Consider the following 19,225-nt stretch of genomic DNA (forward strand, 5'->3'; position numbering starts at 1 on the left):
GTTACGACACCGCGCGCCAGTCGGGCCGGATCGCCCCGGTGACGCCTTCGAACGCGCCCTCTTCCAGTTCGCGCACCAGAAGCCGCGCCGGGTCCACCGGACCCGGCATCGCCGTGACGCCGTTCGGAATCCGCTTGAAGCCCATCCGGCTGTAATAGGGCTCATCCCCGACCAGCACGACGAGACGATGGCCCTTCGCCTTCGCCTCGCTCAAGGCGCGCTCCATCAGCGCGCGTCCCACACCGCGCGACCGGAACGGAGGCTCGACGGTGAGAGGCCCGAGCAGCAGCGCGGGCGTCTCGCCGACGCAGATCGGCAGTTGCCGCACCGAGCCGACCAACAGCGTGCCGATGCGCGCGGTGAACGACAAATCGAGCAGATGATCGACATGCTCGCGCAGCCGGTAGGCGCTGAGAACGAAACGGCCGGGGCCGAAGGTGCGCTGGTGCAGCCGCTCGATCGCCTGGGCGTCGTTCGGCGTCTCGGACAGGATGGTGAGGGAGAGATCGGTCATCGTCCGCGCGCATAGCATTTGCCGCGCTGCCGGTCCATCGGCCAATTATCTGGCTTGGCCCCTGCGGTTAACTCCAGTCCGCCGGTATCGCCCTGTTTTCGAGCACTTCCGCAATCCGCAAGCGTGTGCCCCGGGTGGTGTCGGGCGGCAGATCGGCCGGATCGAAGAAACCGCAGGCGATGATCTCGTGGTTCGGCGCGGGCATCCGCTCCTGCCGGAAATCGCGTACGACATAAACCGCGACATGATCGCGGCGCGAGACGTGACGATTGAAAAAAATACCATGCAGGCACGGCTCGCCGGTCAACTCGATGCCGCCCTCCTCGTGAAGTTCGCGCCGCAACGAGTCGGAAATCGTCTCCCCGGTCTCGACTCCGCCGCCCGGCAGGTGCCATCCGGCGACATAGCTGTGCTTGACCAGAAAGACATGCCCCTTGCCGTCGAGCACCACCGCGCGGGTGCCGAGCGTCATGCCGCGCGCGAACCGCGCATAGACATGAAACACGCGGCGGATCACCGGCTCCCATGCCAGCCGCAGCGACTGGAAATTCATCGGGCGACCCCGGGACTAAAGATCATCTGCCAACCTTTACGTCTTGCGGCTTGCGCTACGGCAGCCTGCTTGCGACAACGGCTCCCATTGTCCGGCTCAGGGATGCCCTTGCGATGAAAAAGTTTGCGGATCTGACGGAGCGCGAGATACTGGCGCTCGCCATCTCCAATGAGGAGGACGACAGCCGTATTTACCACGGATTCGCCGATGGCCTCGCCGAACAGTTTCCGGCCTCCGCCGCGATCTTTTCCGACATGGCCAGGGAGGAAACCGGCCACCGGGAGCGCCTGTTTCAACTCTACCGGGAAAAGTTCGGAGAACATCTGCCGCTGGTTCGGCGGGAGGATATTTCCGGCTTCATCAAGCGCAAGCCGTTGTGGCTGATGCGCCCTCTCGGCCTCGGCGTGGTGCGTGCGTACGCCGCCCGGATGGAAATCGAAGCCGCGCAATTCTACCGCAAGGCAGCCACCGTCGCGCGCGACGAATCCATCCGCGCGCTGCTGCTCAGTCTCGCTCAGGAAGAAGACCGTCACGAGGTGCGCGCCGAGGAATTGGCCGAGCAGTATCTCACCCGCGAGGCGGTCGCCACCGAAGCGGAAACCCAGCGCCGCGCCTTCCTGCTGCAATACATCCAGCCGGGCCTCGTCGGGCTGATGGACGGTTCGGTCTCGACGCTGGCGCCCCTGTTCGCCGCCGCCTTCGCCACCCACCAGCCGTTCGCGACGTTTCTGGTCGGCCTCGCGGCCTCGGTCGGCGCCGGCATCTCGATGGGCTTCGCCGAGGCGCTGTCGGACGACGGCGCATTGACCGGACGCGGCTCGCCATGGATTCGCGGCACGGTCTGCGGCCTGATGACCACGCTCGGCGGCCTCGGCCACACGCTGCCTTATCTCATTCCCGACTTCACCATCGCGACCACGCTCGCGGTAATCGTCGTGGTGATCGAACTGGCGCTGATTTCGTGGATCCGGCATCGCTTCATGGACACGCCATGGCTACAGGCTACATTCCAGATCGCGGTCGGCGGCACGCTTGTGTTCCTCGCCGGCATCCTGATCGGAAGCGCCTGACGTGAGCCCCTTCACCCTCGCCCATCTCTCCGATCCGCATCTCGGGCCAATGCCACCGGCGCGGTTCGCCGAACTGTTCGGCAAGCGCGCCATCGGTTACGCGAACTGGAAGCGCCGCCGCCACATGATCCACCGGCGCGACGTGCTGGCGCGGCTGGTGGCCGATCTTCACGCGCAGCATCCCGACCACATCGCGGTGACGGGCGATCTCGTCAATGTCGCGCTACCGGCCGAATTCACGCAGGCGCGCGCGTGGCTGGAAGATGTCGGCTCCGCGCACGATGTCTCGCTGGTGCCGGGCAATCACGATGCCTATGCGCGGGCGACGCGCGGCCAATTCGCGCTGTCGTGGGCCGATTACATGCGCGGCGACGGTGAGGACGAAGTTGGCTTTCCCTATCTGCGCCGCCGTGGGCCGCTCGCGCTGATCGGCCTGACCACGGCGGTGCCGAGCGCGCCGTTCATGGCGACGGGACGGATCGGCGCGGCCCAACTCGCAGCACTCGATTCACTGCTGGCGACGCTGAAGGCTGAACCGCTGTGCCGCGTCGTGCTGATTCATCATCCGCTGCGCTCGGCGCGCGGACGATGGAGCGCGCGCCTCACCGACGCGCCAGCATTGATTGACATACTCACCCGCCATGGCGTGGACCTCGTGTTGCACGGCCACGACCACCGCCATGCCACCGTGTGGTTCGAGAGCCAGCGCGGACGCTTCGCCTCGATCGGGGTGCCCTCCGCATCGGCGTCAAGCGGGGGACATCATCAGCCTGCCGCGTATCAGTTGATTTCGTTCGCACGTAAAGACGATGGCGCATGGAGCATCAGCCACCGCGTGCGGGGATTGAGCGGTAACGCCGAAGGCATCATCGAATTGAAAAGCGAGCGGCTTGGTTAGCTGCTCCGCAGCGCCGCGATCAGCGCGATACCGAACAGCCCAGCCATGCCGATGACGACGCCGATCACGAACGGCCAGAACCGGCTGGCAGGCTTCTCGACAACAACCGCCGTCCGGCCCGGTGCGACGACCTCGGCGGGCAGCGCCGATACCAGCGCGCGGTCGCGCTCGATGATCCGGCGGGCGATGTAATCGGTGATGGCATCGACCATCACCGGCACGTCATGCGATTCGGCAAGCACGGTGCGGCCGAACCTTGTGTCCTGCACGAAACGGTAAATCCGCTTGTCGCGTCCCATCGCGACATGGGCGATGGAATCGATCCACAGCCGGGGCGTGTCGCCCTGACTGATGCCGCGGTCGAACAGATCGACGCCGGGCGGGATTTCCGTGAAAAGCTGGTCCAGCGCCTCGTTGAGGATTTCCAGCCGTGCGGCCTCGGCATCGCGCAGATCGACCACGACCCCGGTGCGGTCCGCCGCCTCGATTCGCGCCTTGTGCAGCGCCGCGCGCAGGCTCCCGACCCCGGGGTTCCTTGCCGCTCCGTCGAGACCCTGATCCGCCATGCGGTCACCCTTCTCCATCCGAGGGTTAACCTAGCAGTAACCAAAACCGCCCGCTACAGCCTTGGAAAGCCGCCCCCGGATGAAAGGCTCTCCGGGCTTCCGGCCCACCCATCCCCACGAAAAAAACCCCGCCTTTTGAGGGGCGGGGCCAGTCGCGAGTTCGACGCGGAATTGCGTCTCACCCTGGGAAAGAAGGTTAGGCGCTCTCGCGCAGCGGCTCCTCGACGATGGAGAACCGCACGCTGCCGCGATGCCGGTTTTCCTCCGAGACCACGCGCCAGGCATCTTCGGCCTCCTTGCGGGTCCTGAACGGGCCCTGCACCTGAGCCGAACCGTGGACGAGCTTGTGGAAGTTCATCGAACCGAACTCGCCGCCGATCACCCAAAAATTGCTGCCACTCATCTGAGCCTCCATTGGTTAGCCTGAAGCCGTTTCGATCATGAGAACTGGTTCATGGTGTTGTGAACGCCGCCCGCCTTGAGGGCCGCTTCACCGGCGAAATATCCCTTGTGGTCGTCGCCGATGTCGGAGCCGGCCATGTTCTGATGCTTGACGCAGGCGACGCCCTGCCGGATTTCCGCGCGCTGCACGTTTTTCACGTAGCCGAGCATGCCCTGATCGCCGAAATAATCCTTCGAGAGGTTATCCATCGTCAGAGCCTCCGTGTGATAGGTCGGCAGCGTGATGAGGTGGTGGAAGACACCCGCGCGCTTCGCCGAGTCCGCCTGGAACGTGCGGATCAACTGGTCGGCTTCGAGCGCCAGCGGCGTGTCGTCGTATTCCGCCTTCATCAGCTCGGCGCGGTTGTACTTAGCTACGTCCTTGCCCGCCGCCTTCCACTCGTCGAACACCTGCCAGCGGAAGTTCAGCGTCCAGTTGAACGACGGCGAGTTGTTGTAGGTGAGCTTCGCGTTCGGAACCACTTCGCGGATACGGTCCACCATCTCCGCGACCTGCGCGATGTTCGGCCGCTCGGTTTCGATCCACAACAGATCGGCGCCGTTCTGCAGCGAGGTGATGCAGTCCAGCACGCAGCGGTCCACGCCCGTGCCGGGACGGAACTGGTACAGGTTGCTCGCCAGCCGCTTCGGGCGCATCAGCTTGCCGTTGCGGCTGATGATGACGTCGCCGTTGCCGATCTTGGTGGCATCGACTTCCTCACAATCGAGGAAGCTGTTGTACTGGTCGCCGAGATCGCCCGGCCTGTTGCTGACCGCGATCTGCTGGGTGAGGCCGGCGCCGAGCGAGTCGGTGCGGGTGACGATGATGCCGTCCTCGACGCCGAGTTCGAGGAAGGCGTGGCGGCAGGCGCGGATCTTCGCCAGGAACACTTGATGCGGCACGGTGACCTTGCCGTCCTGATGGCCGCACTGCTTCTCGTCCGAGACCTGATTCTCGATCTGCAATGCGCACGCGCCCGCCTCGATCATCTTCTTGGCGAGAAGATAGGTCGCCTCCGCGTTGCCGAAACCGGCGTCGATGTCGGCGATGACCGGCACGACATGGGTCTGGAAGTTGTCGATCCTATCGATCGCCGCCGTTTCCCGCGCCTTGTCGCCAGCCTTACGCGCGGCATCGAGTTCGCGGAAGATGTCGTTGAGTTCACGCGAATCGGCCTGACGCAGGAAGGTATAGAGTTCCTCGATCAGCGCGGGCACGGTGGTCTTTTCGTGCATCGACTGGTCCGGCAGCGGCCCGAATTCCGAGCGCAGCGCCGCGACCATCCAGCCCGACAGATACAGGTAGCAGCGGTCGGTCTTACCGCCCAAATGCTTCTTGACCGAGATCAGCTTCTGCTGCGCGACAAAGCCGTGCCAGCAGCCGAGCGAGCGGGTGTATTTGGTGGAATCCGCGTCATACGCGGCCATATCGGCGCGCATCACGGCAGCCGTGTAGCGCGCGACATCAAGACCCGTCCTGAAACGGTTTTGCAGGCGCATGCGAGCCACGGCCTCGGCGGTGACGCCGCTCCAGGTGGACTTGTCCTTCAGCAGGGCCTCGGCCGCCTTGACCTCGCTTTGATAGGAGGAAGGGCCGAGGATCGCATGGTCGGGGATATTGCGCGTCTGATAGTTCATTTTATGACCTACATTTGTTACATCGCATTGCCAAAAGCTGTTCTTGCATCCAACGCGATAGATCGGATATCGTCTAGACACACTGGGTTTTGATCGTGATGGCTTGTAATTATTTTACAAATTCATACCGGTTAATTTGTAAATCTTGTAATAAATAGGCGACCGCGGAGGAGCAGAGGCATGCGAACCCCCACCGAAACAGGCCGGAAACTCTTCGTCGGGCCGCGCTTCCGCCGCCTGCGCAAACAGCTCAACCTGTCGCAAACCCAGATCGCCGAAGGGCTTGGCCTCTCCCCGAGCTACATCAACCTGATCGAACGCAACCAGCGCCCGGTGACGGCGCAGATGCTGCTGCGCCTCGCCGAGACCTACGATCTCGACCTGCGCGACCTCGCGACCTCCGACGAAGATCGCTTCTTCGCCGAACTGAACGAGATCTTTTCCGATCCGCTGTTCCGCCAGATCGACCTGCCGAAGCAGGAATTGCGCGATCTCGCCGAGCTTTGCCCCGGCGTCACCCATGCCTTGCAGCGGGTCTATGCCGCCTACACCGAAGCGCGGCGCGGCGAGACGCTGGTCGCGGCGCAGTTCGCCGACCGCGACAAGGGCGGCGGCCACGACTACGAGGCCAACCCGATCGAGCGCGTGCGCGACCTGATCGAGGCCAACCGCAACTATTTCCCCGAACTGGAAACCGCCGCCGAAACCCTGCGCGACGAGATCGACACCGACCCGCAGGGCCTGCGCACCGCGCTCATCAACCGCTTGCGCGAAAAGCACTCGACCACGGTGCGGATCATGCCGGTGGACGTGATGCGCGAGACGCTGCGGCGCTGGGACCGCCACCGCCGCCAGGTTCTGATCTCCGAACTTGTCGACAGCGCCGGGCGCACCTTCCAGCTCGCGATGCAGCTTGGCCTCTCCGAGGCGAGCGCGCAGTTCGATTCCATCATCAACCGCGCGGGCCCGCTCGACGACACCACGCGCAAGCTCTACCGCATCACGCTCGCGAATTATTACGCGGCGGCGGTGATGATGCCCTATCAGGCGTTTCTCAGCGCGGCGGAAACGCTCGGCTACGACCTGCACGTTCTGACGCGGCGCTTCAACGCCGGCTTCGAGCAGGTCTGCCATCGCCTCACCACATTGCAGCGGCCGAACGCGCGCGGCGTGCCGTTCTTCCTGCTGCGGGTGGACAACGCGGGCAACGTCTCGAAACGCTTCTCCTCGGGCACGTTCCCGTTCTCGAAATTCGGCGGCACCTGCCCCTTGTGGAACGTGCATTCCACCTTCGACACGCCGGACCGGCTGTTGCAGCAGATCATCGAATTGCCGGACGGCAGCCGCTATTTCTCGATCGCGCAGACGCTGCGCCGCCCCGCCGTGCCGTGGCCGCATGTACAGCCGCGTTTCGCCATCGGGCTGGGCTGCGAGATCCGCCATGCCTCGAAACTCGTCTATACGGCGGGTCTCGATCTCGACCGCGCCGAAGGCACGCCGATCGGCGTCAACTGCCGGCTCTGCGAGCGGGAAAATTGCAGCCAGCGCGCCGAGCCGCCGCTGACGCGCACGCTGATTCTCGACGAGACCACGCGGCGCGTGTCGTCGTTCGCGTTCTCCAGCGCAAGGGATATGTAGGCCGGACGACCTGTTGCGGGCCTGTGGCCGGAAATTGCGTCTCCCGATCACGGGAGCGTGCCTTGTGCGCGTCCGTGAACGCACTACATCCGGCTCACTGATTTCACCGCAGGATTTTTCTGCAAGGTTTTCCGAAAGGCTTCCCATGTCGTTTTACGATGGTACCGCCCCGCTGTTCACCCATTCGCTGATCGCACTCTCGAAAGTGCTCGCCAAGGGCGAAGCCTATGCGAAGGAGCAAGGCATCGCGCCCGAGGTGCTGCTCAATGACCGGCTCTATCCGAACATGTTTCCGCTGACGCGGCAGATTCAGCTCGCCTGCGATTTTTCCGGCAAGGCGTGCGCCCGCCTCGCCGGCACGGACGTGCCCTCCACGCCGGACACCGAAACCACCTTTGAGCAATTGCAGCAGCGCATCGCCAGGACCATCGAAGGGATCAAGGCCATTCCCGCCGCGAAGTATGAGGGTGGCGACAAACGCGACGTCACCTTCGCCACCGGCAAGGACACCACCAAGACGCTGCCGGGGCAGCAATTCCTCAATCACGTCGCGCTGCCGAATTTCCTGTTTCATTGCACGACCGCCTACAACATCCTGCGCCACAACGGCGTACAGATCGGCAAGCTGGATTTTCTCGGCGCGAACTAAGTGCGCCTGCCGCGAATGCGAATCAAAAGACCGGCGTAAGACGCCGGTCTTTTTCATTGCCGCGAAGATTCGGATTTCAAGCCACGACGGTTTCGGGCTTGGTCTTGCCGCTCAACAATTCCCGCGCCACGCGCTCGGCTTCGCGCGCGCTGCGGAACAGCCGGCCTTCCAGCGGATTGAAGCGATGATTGGCGGCGAAGAAACGGAATCCGGCCTTGTCCCTCACCACGATCCCCGCCGGTTCGGAACTGACTTCGATAATATAGGTATCTGACATTTCGTCCTTGCCCGGATCGCTCCGGCCCCCTGATGGCGCACTAACGCAAGATGACTGAAAAGGTTTCAGAGAAATGTGCGTTGACACGCAGCCGTCACCGCACAGGCCGCATCACGGACCTGGCGCGGCGACACAGCGCCCGGAGACGAGCAATCATTCGCGGAGAGATGTTTGGCATTCGAAGTCATCGTTGTCAGGATCAGCATGATGAGAGGCTGCCTTTCGGTTGCTTCGTGCCATGAGCATATAACGATTTCACGACATCGCGAACTACCAAGTGACGCACCCTCGAAATTAGCACTGCATATGCTGCGTTGCAGCCGCGCTTGAGAATAAACGCTGCGTCGCGACAGAAATCGCGGAACCATATTTTTAGAAATGGAATAACTTCAAGGCGGGATTCGGTTTTCGTTGCTGCTGCGATGCGCACATACGACGCAGCGCGATCGCCGAATGGATTCGTTTTCAACCGCAAGATGATTTTTCTCAACTTTGGCGTATGGGATGTCAGTCGCCTCGACATCGTTCATCGTGTTGAAGGCAGAGCAGCTTGCTTCAGCGCGAGCATGTCCGCAGCGACGGCGGATCGCCACCGCGCAATTCGCCAACGCACCGAATGCAGACCGGATTGCGATTCAAAATTGCGAATGATGAAATTCGCGGGACACCGGATTTCGGAACGCTGACGCACACCAGCACGCGCGAACGGCGGTTCCATACCCGCGGACGCGAAGGGCGCTGGTAAATTCGGCGGATAGATTACATCTAAAGTATTGACCCACTGAGGTACCGGGCCTATCGTTAATACCGTTCCGAGGGGGGCTCCGTCACAGGAGCTGAGATACCGCGATGGTGCGGTGACCCTTTGAACCTGATCCGGGTCATGCCGGCGAAGGGACAGGGATGTTTCAGAAATCCGCGTCTTCGGACGCCACCCATCATATCAACAATGCGTCGAATTCCGACGCCAACCGCCACATCACCATTGTCGGCGCGGGCGTTGCCGGCGCATGGCAGGCATTGTCGTTCGCAAAGGCGGGCTACAGCGTCAAACTAGTCGAACGCGATGACGCGGCGATGACGCATGCCACCAGTCATTTCGCCGGCGGCATGCTGGCGCCATGGTGCGAGCAGGAAACCTCCGAGCCCGTCATCACCCGCCTCGGCACCCGCTCGCTCGATCTGTGGCGGAATGAATTGCCCGACACGCCGTTCAACGGCTCGCTGGTGGTGGCGCATCCGCGCGACCGCGCCGATTTCGATCATTTCGCCCGCATCACCAGCGATTACGAGCGGCTGGATGCCGATGCCATCGACAGACTCGAGCCTTCGCTCGAAGGCCGCTTCCGCGAGGCGCTGTTCTTCCCGCATGAGGGCCATGTCGAGCCGCGCCGCGTGCTGCCGCAACTGCATGAGAAGATCACGAAAGCGGGCGGCGAAATCCGCTTCAACAGCGCATGCGAACCCGAGCAACTCGCAGGCGACGGCGGCATCGTGATCGACTGCCGGGGCATCTTCGCGCGCGACGCCGTGAAGGATGTGCGCGGCGTCAAGGGCGAGATGATTATCGTCGAGACCGACGAGGTGTCGCTGTCGCGCCCCGTGCGCGTGATGCATCCGCGCTGGCCGCTTTACGTCATTCCGCGCGAGGAGCACCGCTTCATGATCGGCGCGACCTCGATCGAGAGCGAGGACAACCGCGTCAGCGTGCGTTCCGCGCTCGAACTGTTGTCGGCCGCTTACGCGCTGCATCCCGCTTTCGGCGAAGCACGCATTCTGGAGATCGGCGCGGGCCTGCGCCCTGCTTTGCCCGACAATCTGCCGCGCATCGCCGTCAACGGCAACCGCATCGCCGTCAACGGTCTTTATCGCCACGGCTTCCTGCTGGCCCCCGCGCTCGCGGAGCTGACGGTGAACTACGTCGCGCGTGGCCTGATCGACAACGAGGTGATGCAATGTTCGTGACCGTGAACGGCGAGCGCCGCGAGATCAAGGCGACCCGCGTCGCGGAGCTTTTGAGCGAGCTTGAGTATGAAGGCACGCATGTCGCGGTCGCGCTGAACTACGACGTGGTGCCCCGCGCGCGCTGGAGCGAAACGCCGCTCAACGACAACGATCTGATCGAAATCCTCACGCCCCGGCAGGGAGGGTAATGGTGACAAACACTGTCAAATTCTACGACAAGGAATTCTCCTCGCGTCTTCTGATCGGCACGGCGCTGTATCCGTCGCCGAAGATCATGCAGGATGCGATCCGCGCCTCGAAAAGCCAGATCGTCACCGTCTCGATCCGCCGCGAGATGGCGGGCGGCAAGACCGGCGACGCGTTCTGGTCGCTGATCCGCGAACTCGGCGTCACCGTGCTGCCGAACACCGCGGGCTGCAAGAGCGTGCGCGAGGCCGTCACCACTGCGAAGCTCGCCCGCGAACTGTTCAACACCTCGTGGATCAAGCTCGAGGTAATTGCCGACAACGAGACGCTGCAACCCGACGTGGTCGGTCTTGTCGAGGCGGCGGAGATTCTCGTCAAGGACGGCTTCCAGGTGTTCCCCTATTGCACCGAAGACCTCTCGGTCGCACAGCGCCTCGTCGATGCCGGTTGCCGCGTGGTGATGCCATGGGCCGCGCCGATCGGCAGCGCGCGCGGCATCACCAATCGCGATTCCCTCAAGCTGCTGCGTGCCCGCCTGCCCGACATTACGCTCGTTGTCGATGCAGGCATCGGCGCGCCGAGCCACGCCGCGCAGGCGCTCGAACTCGGCTTCGACGCCGTGCTGCTCAACACCGCCGTCGCCAAAGCCGAGCGCCCGGTCGAGATGGCGAACGCTTTCCGTCTCGCCATTGAGGCGGGCCGCGCCGGTTATGAAGCCGGGCTGATGGAAGCCCGCGACCTCGCTTCTCCTTCCACTCCTGTCGTTGGGACACCGTTCTGGCATGCCGTATCCTGATCGCTTCTATCCTGTCGTCGATACGGTCGCGTGGGTCGCGCGGCTGGCAAAACTCGGCGTCGGCACCGTGCAGTTGCGCGCGAAAGACCTTGATGATGCGAAAGCTCACGTGCTGGTGCGCGATGCGCTCGACGCCGTGCGCGGCACGTCGACCAAGCTCGTGGTCAACGATTACTGGCGCGCCGCCATCGACAACGGCGCGCAGCATCTGCACCTCGGGCAGGAAGACCTCGTGGATGCGGACCTTGCCGCGATCCGCAAGGCTGGACTCACGCTCGGCGTGTCCACCCATGACGAGGAAGAACTCGCCAACGCGCTGGCCGCCGACCCGGATTATATCGCGCTCGGCCCGATCTTCTTCACCACGCTGAAGTCGATGCGGTTCGCGCCGCAGGGCATCGAGCGCATCACGCGCTGGAAACAGATGATCGGCGGCCTGCCGCTGGTCGCTATCGGCGGCATCAAGCTCGAACACGCCGCCGACATCTTCGCGGCCGGCGCGGATTCCATCGCCGTCGTCAGCGACATCACCCAGAACGCCGATCCGGATGCGCGCGTGCGCGCCTGGCTCGATACCGCGATGGAGGCGGCGTGAAATGCGCGAACAACCAAATCTCTTCGCCGTCACTCTGAGGAGCGAGCCATCTTTGGCGAGCCTCGAAGAGCGGCGGCGTTCATCCGTCATCCTTCGAGGCTCGCGCAAACGCGCTCGCACCTCAGGATAACGTGCAACAGCTTACGGACACTGACAAAACCCTCAAGGAGGATGCCATGAACAAGCCCATCACAGACATCAAGGCCGCCGTCACCACCGGTCCGCTGCCGTCATCGCGCAAGATTTTCTCGACGCCGGAGACCGCGCCCGATCTGCGCGTGCCGCTGCGCGAGATCATTCTCTCGAAAAATGCGGGCGAGCCGAATCTGCCGGTCTACGACACCTCCGGCCCCTACACCGATCCGAACGTGCTGATCGACGTCAACGCCGGTCTGCCCCGCACCCGCATGGCGTGGGTGAAGGAACGCGGCGGCATCGAGGAATATGAAGGCCGCGAGATCAAGCCGGAAGACAACGGCAATGTCGGCGCCAAGCACGCCGCCGCCGCCTTCAAGGCGCACCACAAGCCGATCCGTGGCGTCGGTGACGCACCGATCACCCAGCTCGAATTCGCCCGCGCCGGTATCATCACCAAGGAGATGATCTACGTCGCCGAACGCGAGAACCTCGGCCGCAAGCAGCAACTGGAGCGCGCGGAAGCCGCACGCGCCGATGGTGAGTCGTTCGGCGCCGAAGTGCCGCTGTTCATCACGCCGGAATTCGTCCGCAGCGAGATCGCGCGCGGCCGCGCCATCATCCCGTGCAACATCAACCACGCCGAACTTGAGCCGATGATTATCGGCCGCAACTTCCTCACCAAGATCAACGCCAATATCGGCAACTCCGCCGTCACCTCGTCGGTGGAAGAAGAAGTGGACAAGATGGTGTGGGCGATCCGCTGGGGCGCGGACACCGTGATGGACCTCTCCACCGGCCGCAACATCCACACCACACGCGAGTGGATCCTGCGCAACGCGCCGATTCCGATCGGCACCGTGCCGATCTATCAGGCGCTGGAGAAGTGCGACGGCGATCCGGTCAAGCTGACCTGGGAGCTTTATCGCGACACGCTTGTCGAACAGTGCGAACAGGGCGTCGATTACTTCACCATCCACGCGGGCGTGCGCCTGCCCTACATCCACCTCACCGCCAACCGCGTCACCGGCATCGTCTCGCGCGGCGGCTCGATCATGGCGAAGTGGTGCCTCGCGCACCACAAGGAGAGCTTCCTCTACACCCACTTCGAGGAAATCTGCGACCTGATGCGCAAGTACGACGTGTCGTTCTCGCTCGGCGATGGTCTCCGTCCGGGCTCGATCGCTGACGCTAACGACCGCGCGCAGTTCGCCGAACTCGAGACGCTCGGCGAACTTACGCAGATCGCGTGGAAGAAGGGCTGTCAGGTCATGATCGAGGGCCCCGGCCACGTGCCGCTGCACAAGATCAAGATCAACATGGACAAGCAGCTCAAGGAGTGCGGCGAAGCTCCGTTCTACACGCTTGGACCGCTGACGACCGACATTGCGCCGGGCTACGACCACATCACCTCCGGCATCGGTGCGGCGATGATCGGCTGGTTCGGCTGCGCGATGCTCTGCTACGTTACGCCGAAGGAGCATCTCGGCCTGCCGAACCGCGACGACGTCAAGGTCGGCGTCATCACCTACAAGATCTCGGCGCATGCCTCCGACCTCGCCAAGGGCCACCCGGCGGCGCAACTGCGCGACGACGCCCTGTCGCGCGCGCGCTTCGACTTCCGCTGGGAGGACCAGTTCAACCTCGGCCTCGATCCGGAAACAGCGGTCGCCTATCACGACGAGACGCTGCCGAAGGAAGCGCACAAGGTCGCGCATTTCTGTTCGATGTGCGGACCGAAGTTCTGCTCGATGAAGATCACGCAGGACGTGCGCGACTATGCCGCGTCGCTCGGCGACAACGAGAAGGCCGCGCTCGGCCTTCAGGCCGGCATGACGATCAAGGGCACCATCGAGGACGGCATGGCGCAGATGAGCGAGAAGTTCGTCAAGATGGGCGCCAACGTCTATGTCGAGGCGGACGCCGTGAAGGACAGCAACAAGGCGCTGTAAGCGGCCACGCTACAAGCATTGCAAACAATGACGGCGCCGGGAATTTCCGGCGTCGTTTTTTATGCCTTAGATGCGAGGCCATCTTATAAGTATGCGACTGAACCTTTTTTGCACTCCTTGCGACTACCCATAATGCCGCGCCGGCGATCGTTCCTTTGCTGAAATCCGGCTGATATAGTGTCGTTTTCCCGCATTGGGGCCATTGAACATGAGCGATTTCAAAACCATCCCGGTTACTGACACCTCTCTCGGGCTTGGTGATTTCAAGCCAGATGCTCCCCTCCAGCTCACACCCGCGCATCCCATAGCCGATCTCGACATGATCGATGGGGTGACGCTCACGCCGCTCATACCGCGCGCCGATGGCCGGGGAGCGCTTATCGAGCTCATGACAACGCGAGACGGCGCTATCGAACCTATCGTGCATGTTTATCTGGTGGAGGCAAAAGCCGGATCGGTGCGCGCGTGGGTCTATCATCGCCGCCAATATGACCGGCTTGCCTATACACAAGGCCGCTTTCAGGTCGTCTTGTACGATATTCGCGAGGAAAGCCCGACCTTCAGAAAGCTTTCAAGCGTCATCATCGGCAAGGAGCGCCCCGTCTTATTGCGAATTCCGCCTTATGTCGTTCACGGCGTGAAGAACATCGGCGGCGAGGATTCAACCTTCGTCAACATGCCGACAAATATCTACAATCCGCAGAATCCGGACAAATCACGGATAGCTGCAAACGACCCGCGCATTCCGTTCAGTTTCAATGACTGACAAGCCGACTTTCTCGATCGTTCTGGCAACCTATGGCCGTGGCCCGCATATCGCTCCAACGATCGAGGCCGTGCTGCGCCAGGACTTTGATGACTTCGAACTCCTTGTGGTCGGCGACGGCTGCAAGGACGAAACTGAAGCTGTGGTACGGTCGTTTTCCGACAGGCGGATTTCCTGGCACAATCTGCCGCAGAACATGGGGAGCCAGAGCTTTCCAAATAACGAAGGCATTCGCATCGCCCATGGCGAATGGATCGCCTATCTCGGCCACGACGACATCTGGACGCGCGATCATCTGTCCAGAATTCGCGCAGCCAGTCTTCACGACAAGGACGCCGACTTTGCCGTCTCCGGCTGCGTGTATCATACGCCGCCCGGCACCGGCATCTATTACGTCCATGGCCTGTTCAAAGAGTCCGATAACATAGCCGGATATTTTTTCCCGCCCAGCTCTATCGCCCATCGGCGCGACGTGACGGAGCGGATCGGCGCATGGCAGGATCCGCATTCGATCGCCAAGCCTGTCGATCATGATTTCACGTCGCGGGCCCTCAAGGCCGGGATGAAATTCGTCTCCACCGGCATGATCACCGTCCATAAATTCGCCGCCGGTCACCGTTATCTGTCTTACCTGCGGGTGAACAGCGACGAGCAGCGCGACATGCTGGCCGCGCTCGTCAACGGGACCGCGCCGGACCCTGCGGAAATCGCGGAAACGGCAATGAAGGCTGGTACCTTCATGCTGACCGACCCCACGGACTACGAAAAAACATACAAGCCCGGGGTCGTGTTCGAGACAAACCGGCAGAACAAGGGCCTCTCACGGCCACCTTTGTCGCCATTGAATAAGCGCACCGTCATCGAACAAACGGGCGAAGCTCGCGCCCTCGACTGGCAGCACTTCGCGCATAAACAGCCTGAATTTCGCTGGTCCGGTCCAAATCCAAGACCGAAGATTCTGATTCCCTACACCGGCCAGCGGGCACGCATTACACTTCAGGCGCTCACAAAGAATTTGGCCGGACTGACGATGTATGTCGAAGATCGCCGCGTCGAATCCCGCATCAGGAAAGGCTTGTTCGGCAAATCGCGCATCAGGGCGGAGATTCCTCTGAAGGCTGACGATTACACAGTGTTGACTCTGGACAAACCGACGGTCCCTCTTTCCTCGCTCTACAAAGGCAAGGGCGACCAGCTAGTCGGAATCGCGATAGCGAGCATCGTACTGGACCCCATTTTCTGAACAGCGGCTCGTTCGACGCTCCGGGTGACGAGCGGCAAAAATCATGCTGTAATTCAGCCATGACGCAGAATCCCGATCTCGACCACTGGGAAGCCCGCTTCGCCTCGCCGGACTATCGCTTCGGCAAGGAGCCGAACGAATTCCTCGTACGCTGCAAGCCGCTGCTGCCGCGCACGGGAAAGGCTCTCGCGGTCGCCGACGGCGAAGGGCGCAACGGCGTCTGGCTGGCGATGCAGGGACTCGACGTCACCTCCACGGATTTTTCGCCGTCCGCGCAGGCCAAGGGCCGCAAGCTCGCGGCCGAGAACAATGTCACCGTCAACTTCGTCGAGGCCGATGCACACGAATGGCCCTACCCCGAGGAAGCCTTCGATGTCGTCGCGGAAATCTTCACCCAGTTCAGCACGCTAGGGAAGCGCCCGAAGAAATGGGCCGGGATGCGCCGCGCGCTCAAGCGCGGCGGCCTTTTGATCGTGCGGGGCTACACGCCGAAACAACTCGCCTACGCCACCGGCGGGCCGAAGAACATCGAGCAGCTCTACACCCGCGACCTGCTGGAGCGAACCTTCGGCGATTACAATGACGTCAGCATCGTCGAGGAAGAGCGAGAATTGCAGGAAGGCCCGGGCCATTCCGGCATGTCGGCCGTGATCGGACTGACGGCCCGCAAACCGTGAAGCGAGGATAGCGCCATGAGCAACAATCCGCTGTCACTTCAGGAGATCGACCAGCGCATCGCCATCGCACGCGACAACATCCGCGAGATCACCGAACAGGCGGCGGCGGATTCCGGCGCAGCCGACGAAGCCCGCAATGCCGACCGCATCGCCGAGCAGAACGACGAACTCGACCGGCTGATGAAACTGCGCGAGCAGCTTTTGCAGAAGAAATAGCAACGCCGCTCACGGCACGATGGAGCGCACAACCACGGCGCGACGCCTGCGCCGAATCGTGCTCGCAGCCAAACAGCGTGATGGTCGAAAATTATATCGTACGCGCAATCCCGGCGACGCGGTGAAACAACTCGTGAATGGGCCGGCGACGTTTCCGCATCAACGTGAAAAGCCAGAGCTATCAAAACGATGACGGCAACGGACCCTGTTCCACCGAGGCCAAATTCATGAGTTCCATAAGGGAATTAGCCGCGAATTAGGAATTTGTTAACCACCCGCATCGACCCTTCATATTGCTGGGGCTAATCCGTTCAAATGTTCTCTCTGCCCGGGAGAACAGGTATCGATCGGGAGGTGTAGATGACCCAAGACTCATCCTTCCATGCGCCGGAATTGCCACGGCTAGACCCGGCAGCGGCACCTAACGAAGTCGTTCCATGGCTGATCGGATCGACGGTCGGAGAGATCGAGCGGGAGCTTGTCCTACAGACGCTGGCACGCTGCGATGGCAACCGGACCCGCGCGGCGCGTGTCCTCGGCGTTTCGGTGCGGACGCTGCGCAACAAGATCAGGCAATATTCGTCGGACGGGATCGAGGTGCCGGGCGCAGGCTGATTTATCCAGAATGCGCCTGACACGTCACCTCTTGGGACATTCCTTGTACCCGAACTCGTCGATGATCCTTGCACCGGAGATCGCGCTGAATTCAAGTTTGTCCATATAGCCCTTGGCGAGGACATACTGCCGGAGCTTCGGATTGTAGGCGTCCAGCATTCGCTGGGTCGAACCCTGGTTGATGGTGTTGCGGTTCACCCCGCGGCCATGGCCAGCGTGAAACAACAGTCGCGCGCCGCGCTCGACGCAGACATTGCGCACACCGAGAAACAGCGTGCAGTTCGACTGACAGTGGCCGCGAATCCGGAACAGTTCGCCGCTCGCGTTGGCGCGGGCGATGGCGGGCGCGAAATTCTCGTACCAGCCGCCCTTGGAAAAACGGTCGGAGGTGTCCGCGCGCGCGGCGGCAAGAGGAGCGGCCAGCATCACAAATGCGAAAGCGAAAACGCGTCTCATCAAATCCCTCCCCGGCTTTTGATCCCTCGCCCCATTCTGTTCGGCAATGGCCCCTTTCGCAACCGCTCAACAGGAGACATCCCTCGCGGATCATCCTGGCAGCGGCAGCATCCTGCCGATTTATTCCCTCGCTCACCCTCACAAAAATCTCACCGCGCGCGATTTTGGTGTCATGTTAGCTTTCTCGCCGAGCGGCCCGTCAAGCGGCCGCCCTGGGAGAGACAACATGAAATTACTCCATGCCTGTGTCGCGATGACGTTAGCTTCCTTTTCACTCGGCGCCGCCGGGGCCACCGATTATCCCGCGCCGAAGCAAGGCGACTTCATCGCCAGGAATTTCAAATTCCACACCGGCGAGATCATGCCGGAGTTGAAGCTGCATTATGCGACCGTGGGCGAGCCGACCGGCCAGCCGGTGCTGGTGTTGCACGGCTCCGGCGGCAGCGCCGCGACCATGCTGACGCCGGCCTTCGCTGGAGAATTGTTCGGCCCCGGCCAGCCGCTCGACGCCACCAAATACTACATCATCATCCCGGACGGCATCGGCCACGGCAAATCCGCCAAGCCCTCCGACGGCATGAAGACCGCGTTTCCGAAGTACGACTACGACGACATGGTCGAGGCGCAATACCAGCTCGTCACGCAGGGGCTTGGCGTGAAGCACCTGCGCCTCATCATCGGTAATTCGATGGGCGGCATGCACACCTGGCTGTGGGGCGAGAAATATCCAGCCTTCGCGGATGCGCTGGTGCCGATGGCCTCGCAGCCGACCGAGATGGCGGCACGCAACTGGCTTTTGCGCCGCGCGATGCTGGAGACGATCCGCAACGATCCGGGCTACATGAACGGCAACTACACCACCCAGCCGCCGATGATCAAATACGCGGTGGCGGCGTTCGGCCTCGCCTCGGCGGGCGGCACGCTCGGCTACCAGACGCTCGCACCGACCGGCGAGAAGGCCGACAAAATGTACGACGCGCGCATCAACGGGCCGTTCCATGCCGACGCCAACGACTTCGTCTACCAGTGGGATGCCTCGCACGACTTCAATCCATCCGCGGCGCTCGACAAGATCGTGGCTCCCGTGCTGCTCATCAACGCGGCCGACGACGAACGTAACCCGCCCGAGACCGGCGTGACGGAAGCCGCGATGAAGCGCGTGAAGAACGGAAAGATCTATCTCATTCTGGCGAGCACCGAGACGCGCGGCCACTCCACCACGGCGAATGCGAAATTCTACAGCCAGCAGTTGGCCGACTTCATTGCCGCGACGGCGAAGTAAGGCGGTATCGATTCCGGTACCGCAAACTTTTCAAAGTCTTTCTCAAAGCCCCGGTTTTGGCCGGGGCTTTTTGCTGGCCGGAGGCGAAACAAGGCCG

The 19,225-nt window shown here is 62.4% G+C and carries 22 protein-coding genes and 1 riboswitch; of the genes, 15 read left to right on the plus strand and 7 right to left on the minus strand.

Features of this window, described 5'->3' with window-relative positions; translation table 11 throughout:
- Position 1: 1 nt before the first annotated feature.
- Together AFIC_RS12070 and AFIC_RS12075 are read right to left on the minus strand one after the other, a co-directional pair.
- Positions 2-514 carry a GNAT family N-acetyltransferase gene (locus AFIC_RS12070; RefSeq protein WP_275246480.1) on the minus strand — a complete coding sequence of 171 codons (513 nt, stop codon included), beginning with the start codon at positions 512-514 and terminating at the stop codon, positions 2-4.
- A gap of 67 nt (positions 515-581) precedes the next feature.
- Positions 582-1,067, minus strand: a complete 486-nt coding sequence (locus AFIC_RS12075; protein WP_275246481.1) for an NUDIX domain-containing protein — start codon at positions 1,065-1,067, stop codon at positions 582-584.
- A 113-nt stretch (positions 1,068-1,180) separates the two neighbouring features.
- Here AFIC_RS12075 and mbfA point away from each other — a divergent pair, with 113 nt between their 5' ends.
- Both mbfA and AFIC_RS12085 read left to right on the plus strand, forming a co-directional pair.
- Positions 1,181-2,137, plus strand: a complete 957-nt coding sequence (gene mbfA / locus AFIC_RS12080; RefSeq protein WP_275246482.1) for an iron exporter MbfA — start codon at positions 1,181-1,183, stop codon at positions 2,135-2,137.
- A gap of 1 nt (position 2,138) precedes the next feature.
- Positions 2,139-3,035 carry a metallophosphoesterase family protein gene (locus AFIC_RS12085; RefSeq protein WP_275246483.1) on the plus strand — a complete coding sequence of 299 codons (897 nt, stop codon included), beginning with the start codon at positions 2,139-2,141 and terminating at the stop codon, positions 3,033-3,035.
- Here AFIC_RS12085 and AFIC_RS12090 read toward each other — a convergent pair.
- The 3 genes from AFIC_RS12090 to AFIC_RS12100 all read right to left on the minus strand — a co-directional run bounded on the left by AFIC_RS12090 (position 3,032) and on the right by AFIC_RS12100 (position 5,680).
- Complete coding sequence (locus AFIC_RS12090) at positions 3,032-3,601, minus strand: hypothetical protein (RefSeq protein ID WP_275248717.1); 570 nt, start codon at positions 3,599-3,601, stop codon at positions 3,032-3,034. The two genes, AFIC_RS12085 and AFIC_RS12090, sit on opposite strands and share 4 nt — an antisense overlap.
- Positions 3,602-3,797: 196 nt before the next feature.
- On the minus strand, positions 3,798-4,004 hold the full coding sequence (locus tag AFIC_RS12095; protein WP_275246484.1) for a DUF4170 domain-containing protein: 207 nt from the start codon (positions 4,002-4,004) through the stop codon (positions 3,798-3,800).
- Positions 4,005-4,039: 35 nt separating this feature from the next.
- Complete coding sequence (locus AFIC_RS12100) at positions 4,040-5,680, minus strand: isocitrate lyase (RefSeq protein WP_275246485.1); 1,641 nt, start codon at positions 5,678-5,680, stop codon at positions 4,040-4,042.
- A 180-nt stretch (positions 5,681-5,860) separates the two neighbouring features.
- Here AFIC_RS12100 and AFIC_RS12105 point away from each other — a divergent pair, with 180 nt between their 5' ends.
- Both AFIC_RS12105 and AFIC_RS12110 read left to right on the plus strand, forming a co-directional pair.
- Positions 5,861-7,318: a helix-turn-helix domain-containing protein gene (locus AFIC_RS12105; protein WP_275246486.1), complete on the plus strand. Its 1,458-nt coding sequence runs from the start codon at positions 5,861-5,863 to the stop codon at positions 7,316-7,318.
- A gap of 145 nt (positions 7,319-7,463) precedes the next feature.
- A complete protein-coding gene (locus AFIC_RS12110; protein WP_275246487.1) occupies positions 7,464-7,967 on the plus strand; it encodes a DUF1993 domain-containing protein in 504 nt (167 codons plus the stop codon).
- Between the two features lie 76 nt (positions 7,968-8,043).
- Here the strand turns inward: AFIC_RS12110 and AFIC_RS12115 are convergent, their stop codons facing one another.
- Positions 8,044-8,244 carry a hypothetical protein gene (locus AFIC_RS12115; RefSeq protein WP_275246488.1) on the minus strand — a complete coding sequence of 67 codons (201 nt, stop codon included), beginning with the start codon at positions 8,242-8,244 and terminating at the stop codon, positions 8,044-8,046.
- Positions 8,245-9,049: 805 nt separating this feature from the next.
- A riboswitch (TPP riboswitch) is annotated at positions 9,050-9,160 on the plus strand.
- On the opposite strand from AFIC_RS12115, the gene thiO reads away from it, so the two are divergent.
- The 10 genes from thiO to AFIC_RS12165 all read left to right on the plus strand — a co-directional run bounded on the left by thiO (position 9,148) and on the right by AFIC_RS12165 (position 17,390).
- Positions 9,148-10,209, plus strand: a complete 1,062-nt coding sequence (gene thiO, locus AFIC_RS12120) for a glycine oxidase ThiO (protein ID WP_275246489.1) — start codon at positions 9,148-9,150, stop codon at positions 10,207-10,209. Its footprint overlaps the riboswitch before it by 13 nt.
- Positions 10,200-10,397: a sulfur carrier protein ThiS gene (gene thiS / locus AFIC_RS12125; RefSeq protein WP_275246490.1), complete on the plus strand. Its 198-nt coding sequence runs from the start codon at positions 10,200-10,202 to the stop codon at positions 10,395-10,397. The genes thiO and thiS overlap by 10 nt, the downstream gene beginning before the upstream one ends.
- On the plus strand, positions 10,397-11,191 hold the full coding sequence (locus AFIC_RS12130) for a thiazole synthase (RefSeq protein WP_275246491.1): 795 nt from the start codon (positions 10,397-10,399) through the stop codon (positions 11,189-11,191). The genes thiS and AFIC_RS12130 overlap by 1 nt, the downstream gene beginning before the upstream one ends.
- On the plus strand, positions 11,178-11,786 hold the full coding sequence (locus tag AFIC_RS12135) for a thiamine phosphate synthase (RefSeq protein WP_275246492.1): 609 nt from the start codon (positions 11,178-11,180) through the stop codon (positions 11,784-11,786). Before AFIC_RS12130 ends, AFIC_RS12135 begins: the two co-directional genes overlap by 14 nt.
- A 176-nt stretch (positions 11,787-11,962) precedes the next feature.
- Positions 11,963-13,873, plus strand: a complete 1,911-nt coding sequence (gene thiC, locus AFIC_RS12140; RefSeq protein WP_275246493.1) for a phosphomethylpyrimidine synthase ThiC — start codon at positions 11,963-11,965, stop codon at positions 13,871-13,873.
- A 208-nt stretch (positions 13,874-14,081) separates the two neighbouring features.
- Positions 14,082-14,639, plus strand: a complete 558-nt coding sequence (locus AFIC_RS12145; protein ID WP_275246494.1) for a dTDP-4-dehydrorhamnose 3,5-epimerase family protein — start codon at positions 14,082-14,084, stop codon at positions 14,637-14,639.
- Positions 14,632-15,882, plus strand: coding sequence for a glycosyltransferase family 2 protein (locus tag AFIC_RS12150; protein WP_275246495.1), 1,251 nt, complete (start codon positions 14,632-14,634; stop codon positions 15,880-15,882). The genes AFIC_RS12145 and AFIC_RS12150 overlap by 8 nt, the downstream gene beginning before the upstream one ends.
- A 59-nt stretch (positions 15,883-15,941) precedes the next feature.
- Positions 15,942-16,559: a class I SAM-dependent methyltransferase gene (locus AFIC_RS12155; protein ID WP_275246496.1), complete on the plus strand. Its 618-nt coding sequence runs from the start codon at positions 15,942-15,944 to the stop codon at positions 16,557-16,559.
- A 15-nt stretch (positions 16,560-16,574) separates the two neighbouring features.
- Positions 16,575-16,775: a hypothetical protein gene (locus tag AFIC_RS12160; RefSeq protein ID WP_275246497.1), complete on the plus strand. Its 201-nt coding sequence runs from the start codon at positions 16,575-16,577 to the stop codon at positions 16,773-16,775.
- Between the two features lie 360 nt (positions 16,776-17,135).
- Positions 17,136-17,390 carry a helix-turn-helix domain-containing protein gene (locus AFIC_RS12165; RefSeq protein WP_275246498.1) on the plus strand — a complete coding sequence of 85 codons (255 nt, stop codon included), beginning with the start codon at positions 17,136-17,138 and terminating at the stop codon, positions 17,388-17,390.
- Between the two features lie 24 nt (positions 17,391-17,414).
- On the opposite strand, the gene AFIC_RS12170 is transcribed toward AFIC_RS12165, so the two are convergent.
- A complete protein-coding gene (locus AFIC_RS12170) occupies positions 17,415-17,846 on the minus strand; it encodes a hypothetical protein (protein WP_275246499.1) in 432 nt (143 codons plus the stop codon).
- A gap of 226 nt (positions 17,847-18,072) precedes the next feature.
- Between AFIC_RS12170 and AFIC_RS12175 the strand changes: the two genes are divergently transcribed.
- Positions 18,073-19,128: an alpha/beta fold hydrolase gene (locus tag AFIC_RS12175; protein WP_275246500.1), complete on the plus strand. Its 1,056-nt coding sequence runs from the start codon at positions 18,073-18,075 to the stop codon at positions 19,126-19,128.
- Positions 19,129-19,225: the final 97 nt, after the last annotated feature.

The sequence above is a fragment of the [Pseudomonas] carboxydohydrogena genome (genome assembly GCF_029030725.1).
GTDB lineage: Bacteria > Pseudomonadota > Alphaproteobacteria > Rhizobiales > Xanthobacteraceae > Afipia > Afipia carboxydohydrogena.

Excerpts from the sequence above, each read along its gene's own strand:
- thiO (WP_275246489.1), top strand. The coding sequence starts at position 9,148 with ATGTTTCAGAAATCCGCGTCTTCGGACGCCACCCATCATATCAACAAT.
- AFIC_RS12100 (WP_275246485.1), bottom strand. The coding sequence starts at position 5,680 with ATGAACTATCAGACGCGCAATATCCCCGACCATGCGATCCTCGGCCCT.
- AFIC_RS12095 (WP_275246484.1), bottom strand. The coding sequence starts at position 4,004 with ATGAGTGGCAGCAATTTTTGGGTGATCGGCGGCGAGTTCGGTTCGATG.
- AFIC_RS12070 (WP_275246480.1), bottom strand. The coding sequence starts at position 514 with ATGACCGATCTCTCCCTCACCATCCTGTCCGAGACGCCGAACGACGCC.
- AFIC_RS12130 (WP_275246491.1), top strand. The coding sequence starts at position 10,397 with ATGGTGACAAACACTGTCAAATTCTACGACAAGGAATTCTCCTCGCGT.
- AFIC_RS12110 (WP_275246487.1), top strand. The coding sequence starts at position 7,464 with ATGTCGTTTTACGATGGTACCGCCCCGCTGTTCACCCATTCGCTGATC.
- AFIC_RS12115 (WP_275246488.1), bottom strand. The coding sequence starts at position 8,244 with ATGTCAGATACCTATATTATCGAAGTCAGTTCCGAACCGGCGGGGATC.
- AFIC_RS12170 (WP_275246499.1), bottom strand. The coding sequence starts at position 17,846 with ATGAGACGCGTTTTCGCTTTCGCATTTGTGATGCTGGCCGCTCCTCTT.
- AFIC_RS12145 (WP_275246494.1), top strand. The coding sequence starts at position 14,082 with ATGAGCGATTTCAAAACCATCCCGGTTACTGACACCTCTCTCGGGCTT.
- AFIC_RS12105 (WP_275246486.1), top strand. The coding sequence starts at position 5,861 with ATGCGAACCCCCACCGAAACAGGCCGGAAACTCTTCGTCGGGCCGCGC.
- thiC (WP_275246493.1), top strand. The coding sequence starts at position 11,963 with ATGAACAAGCCCATCACAGACATCAAGGCCGCCGTCACCACCGGTCCG.
- AFIC_RS12090 (WP_275248717.1), bottom strand. The coding sequence starts at position 3,601 with ATGGCGGATCAGGGTCTCGACGGAGCGGCAAGGAACCCCGGGGTCGGG.
- AFIC_RS12150 (WP_275246495.1), top strand. The coding sequence starts at position 14,632 with ATGACTGACAAGCCGACTTTCTCGATCGTTCTGGCAACCTATGGCCGT.
- mbfA (WP_275246482.1), top strand. The coding sequence starts at position 1,181 with ATGAAAAAGTTTGCGGATCTGACGGAGCGCGAGATACTGGCGCTCGCC.
- AFIC_RS12135 (WP_275246492.1), top strand. The coding sequence starts at position 11,178 with ATGCCGTATCCTGATCGCTTCTATCCTGTCGTCGATACGGTCGCGTGG.
- AFIC_RS12160 (WP_275246497.1), top strand. The coding sequence starts at position 16,575 with ATGAGCAACAATCCGCTGTCACTTCAGGAGATCGACCAGCGCATCGCC.
- AFIC_RS12175 (WP_275246500.1), top strand. The coding sequence starts at position 18,073 with ATGAAATTACTCCATGCCTGTGTCGCGATGACGTTAGCTTCCTTTTCA.
- AFIC_RS12075 (WP_275246481.1), bottom strand. The coding sequence starts at position 1,067 with ATGAATTTCCAGTCGCTGCGGCTGGCATGGGAGCCGGTGATCCGCCGC.
- AFIC_RS12165 (WP_275246498.1), top strand. The coding sequence starts at position 17,136 with ATGACCCAAGACTCATCCTTCCATGCGCCGGAATTGCCACGGCTAGAC.
- thiS (WP_275246490.1), top strand. The coding sequence starts at position 10,200 with ATGTTCGTGACCGTGAACGGCGAGCGCCGCGAGATCAAGGCGACCCGC.
- AFIC_RS12155 (WP_275246496.1), top strand. The coding sequence starts at position 15,942 with ATGACGCAGAATCCCGATCTCGACCACTGGGAAGCCCGCTTCGCCTCG.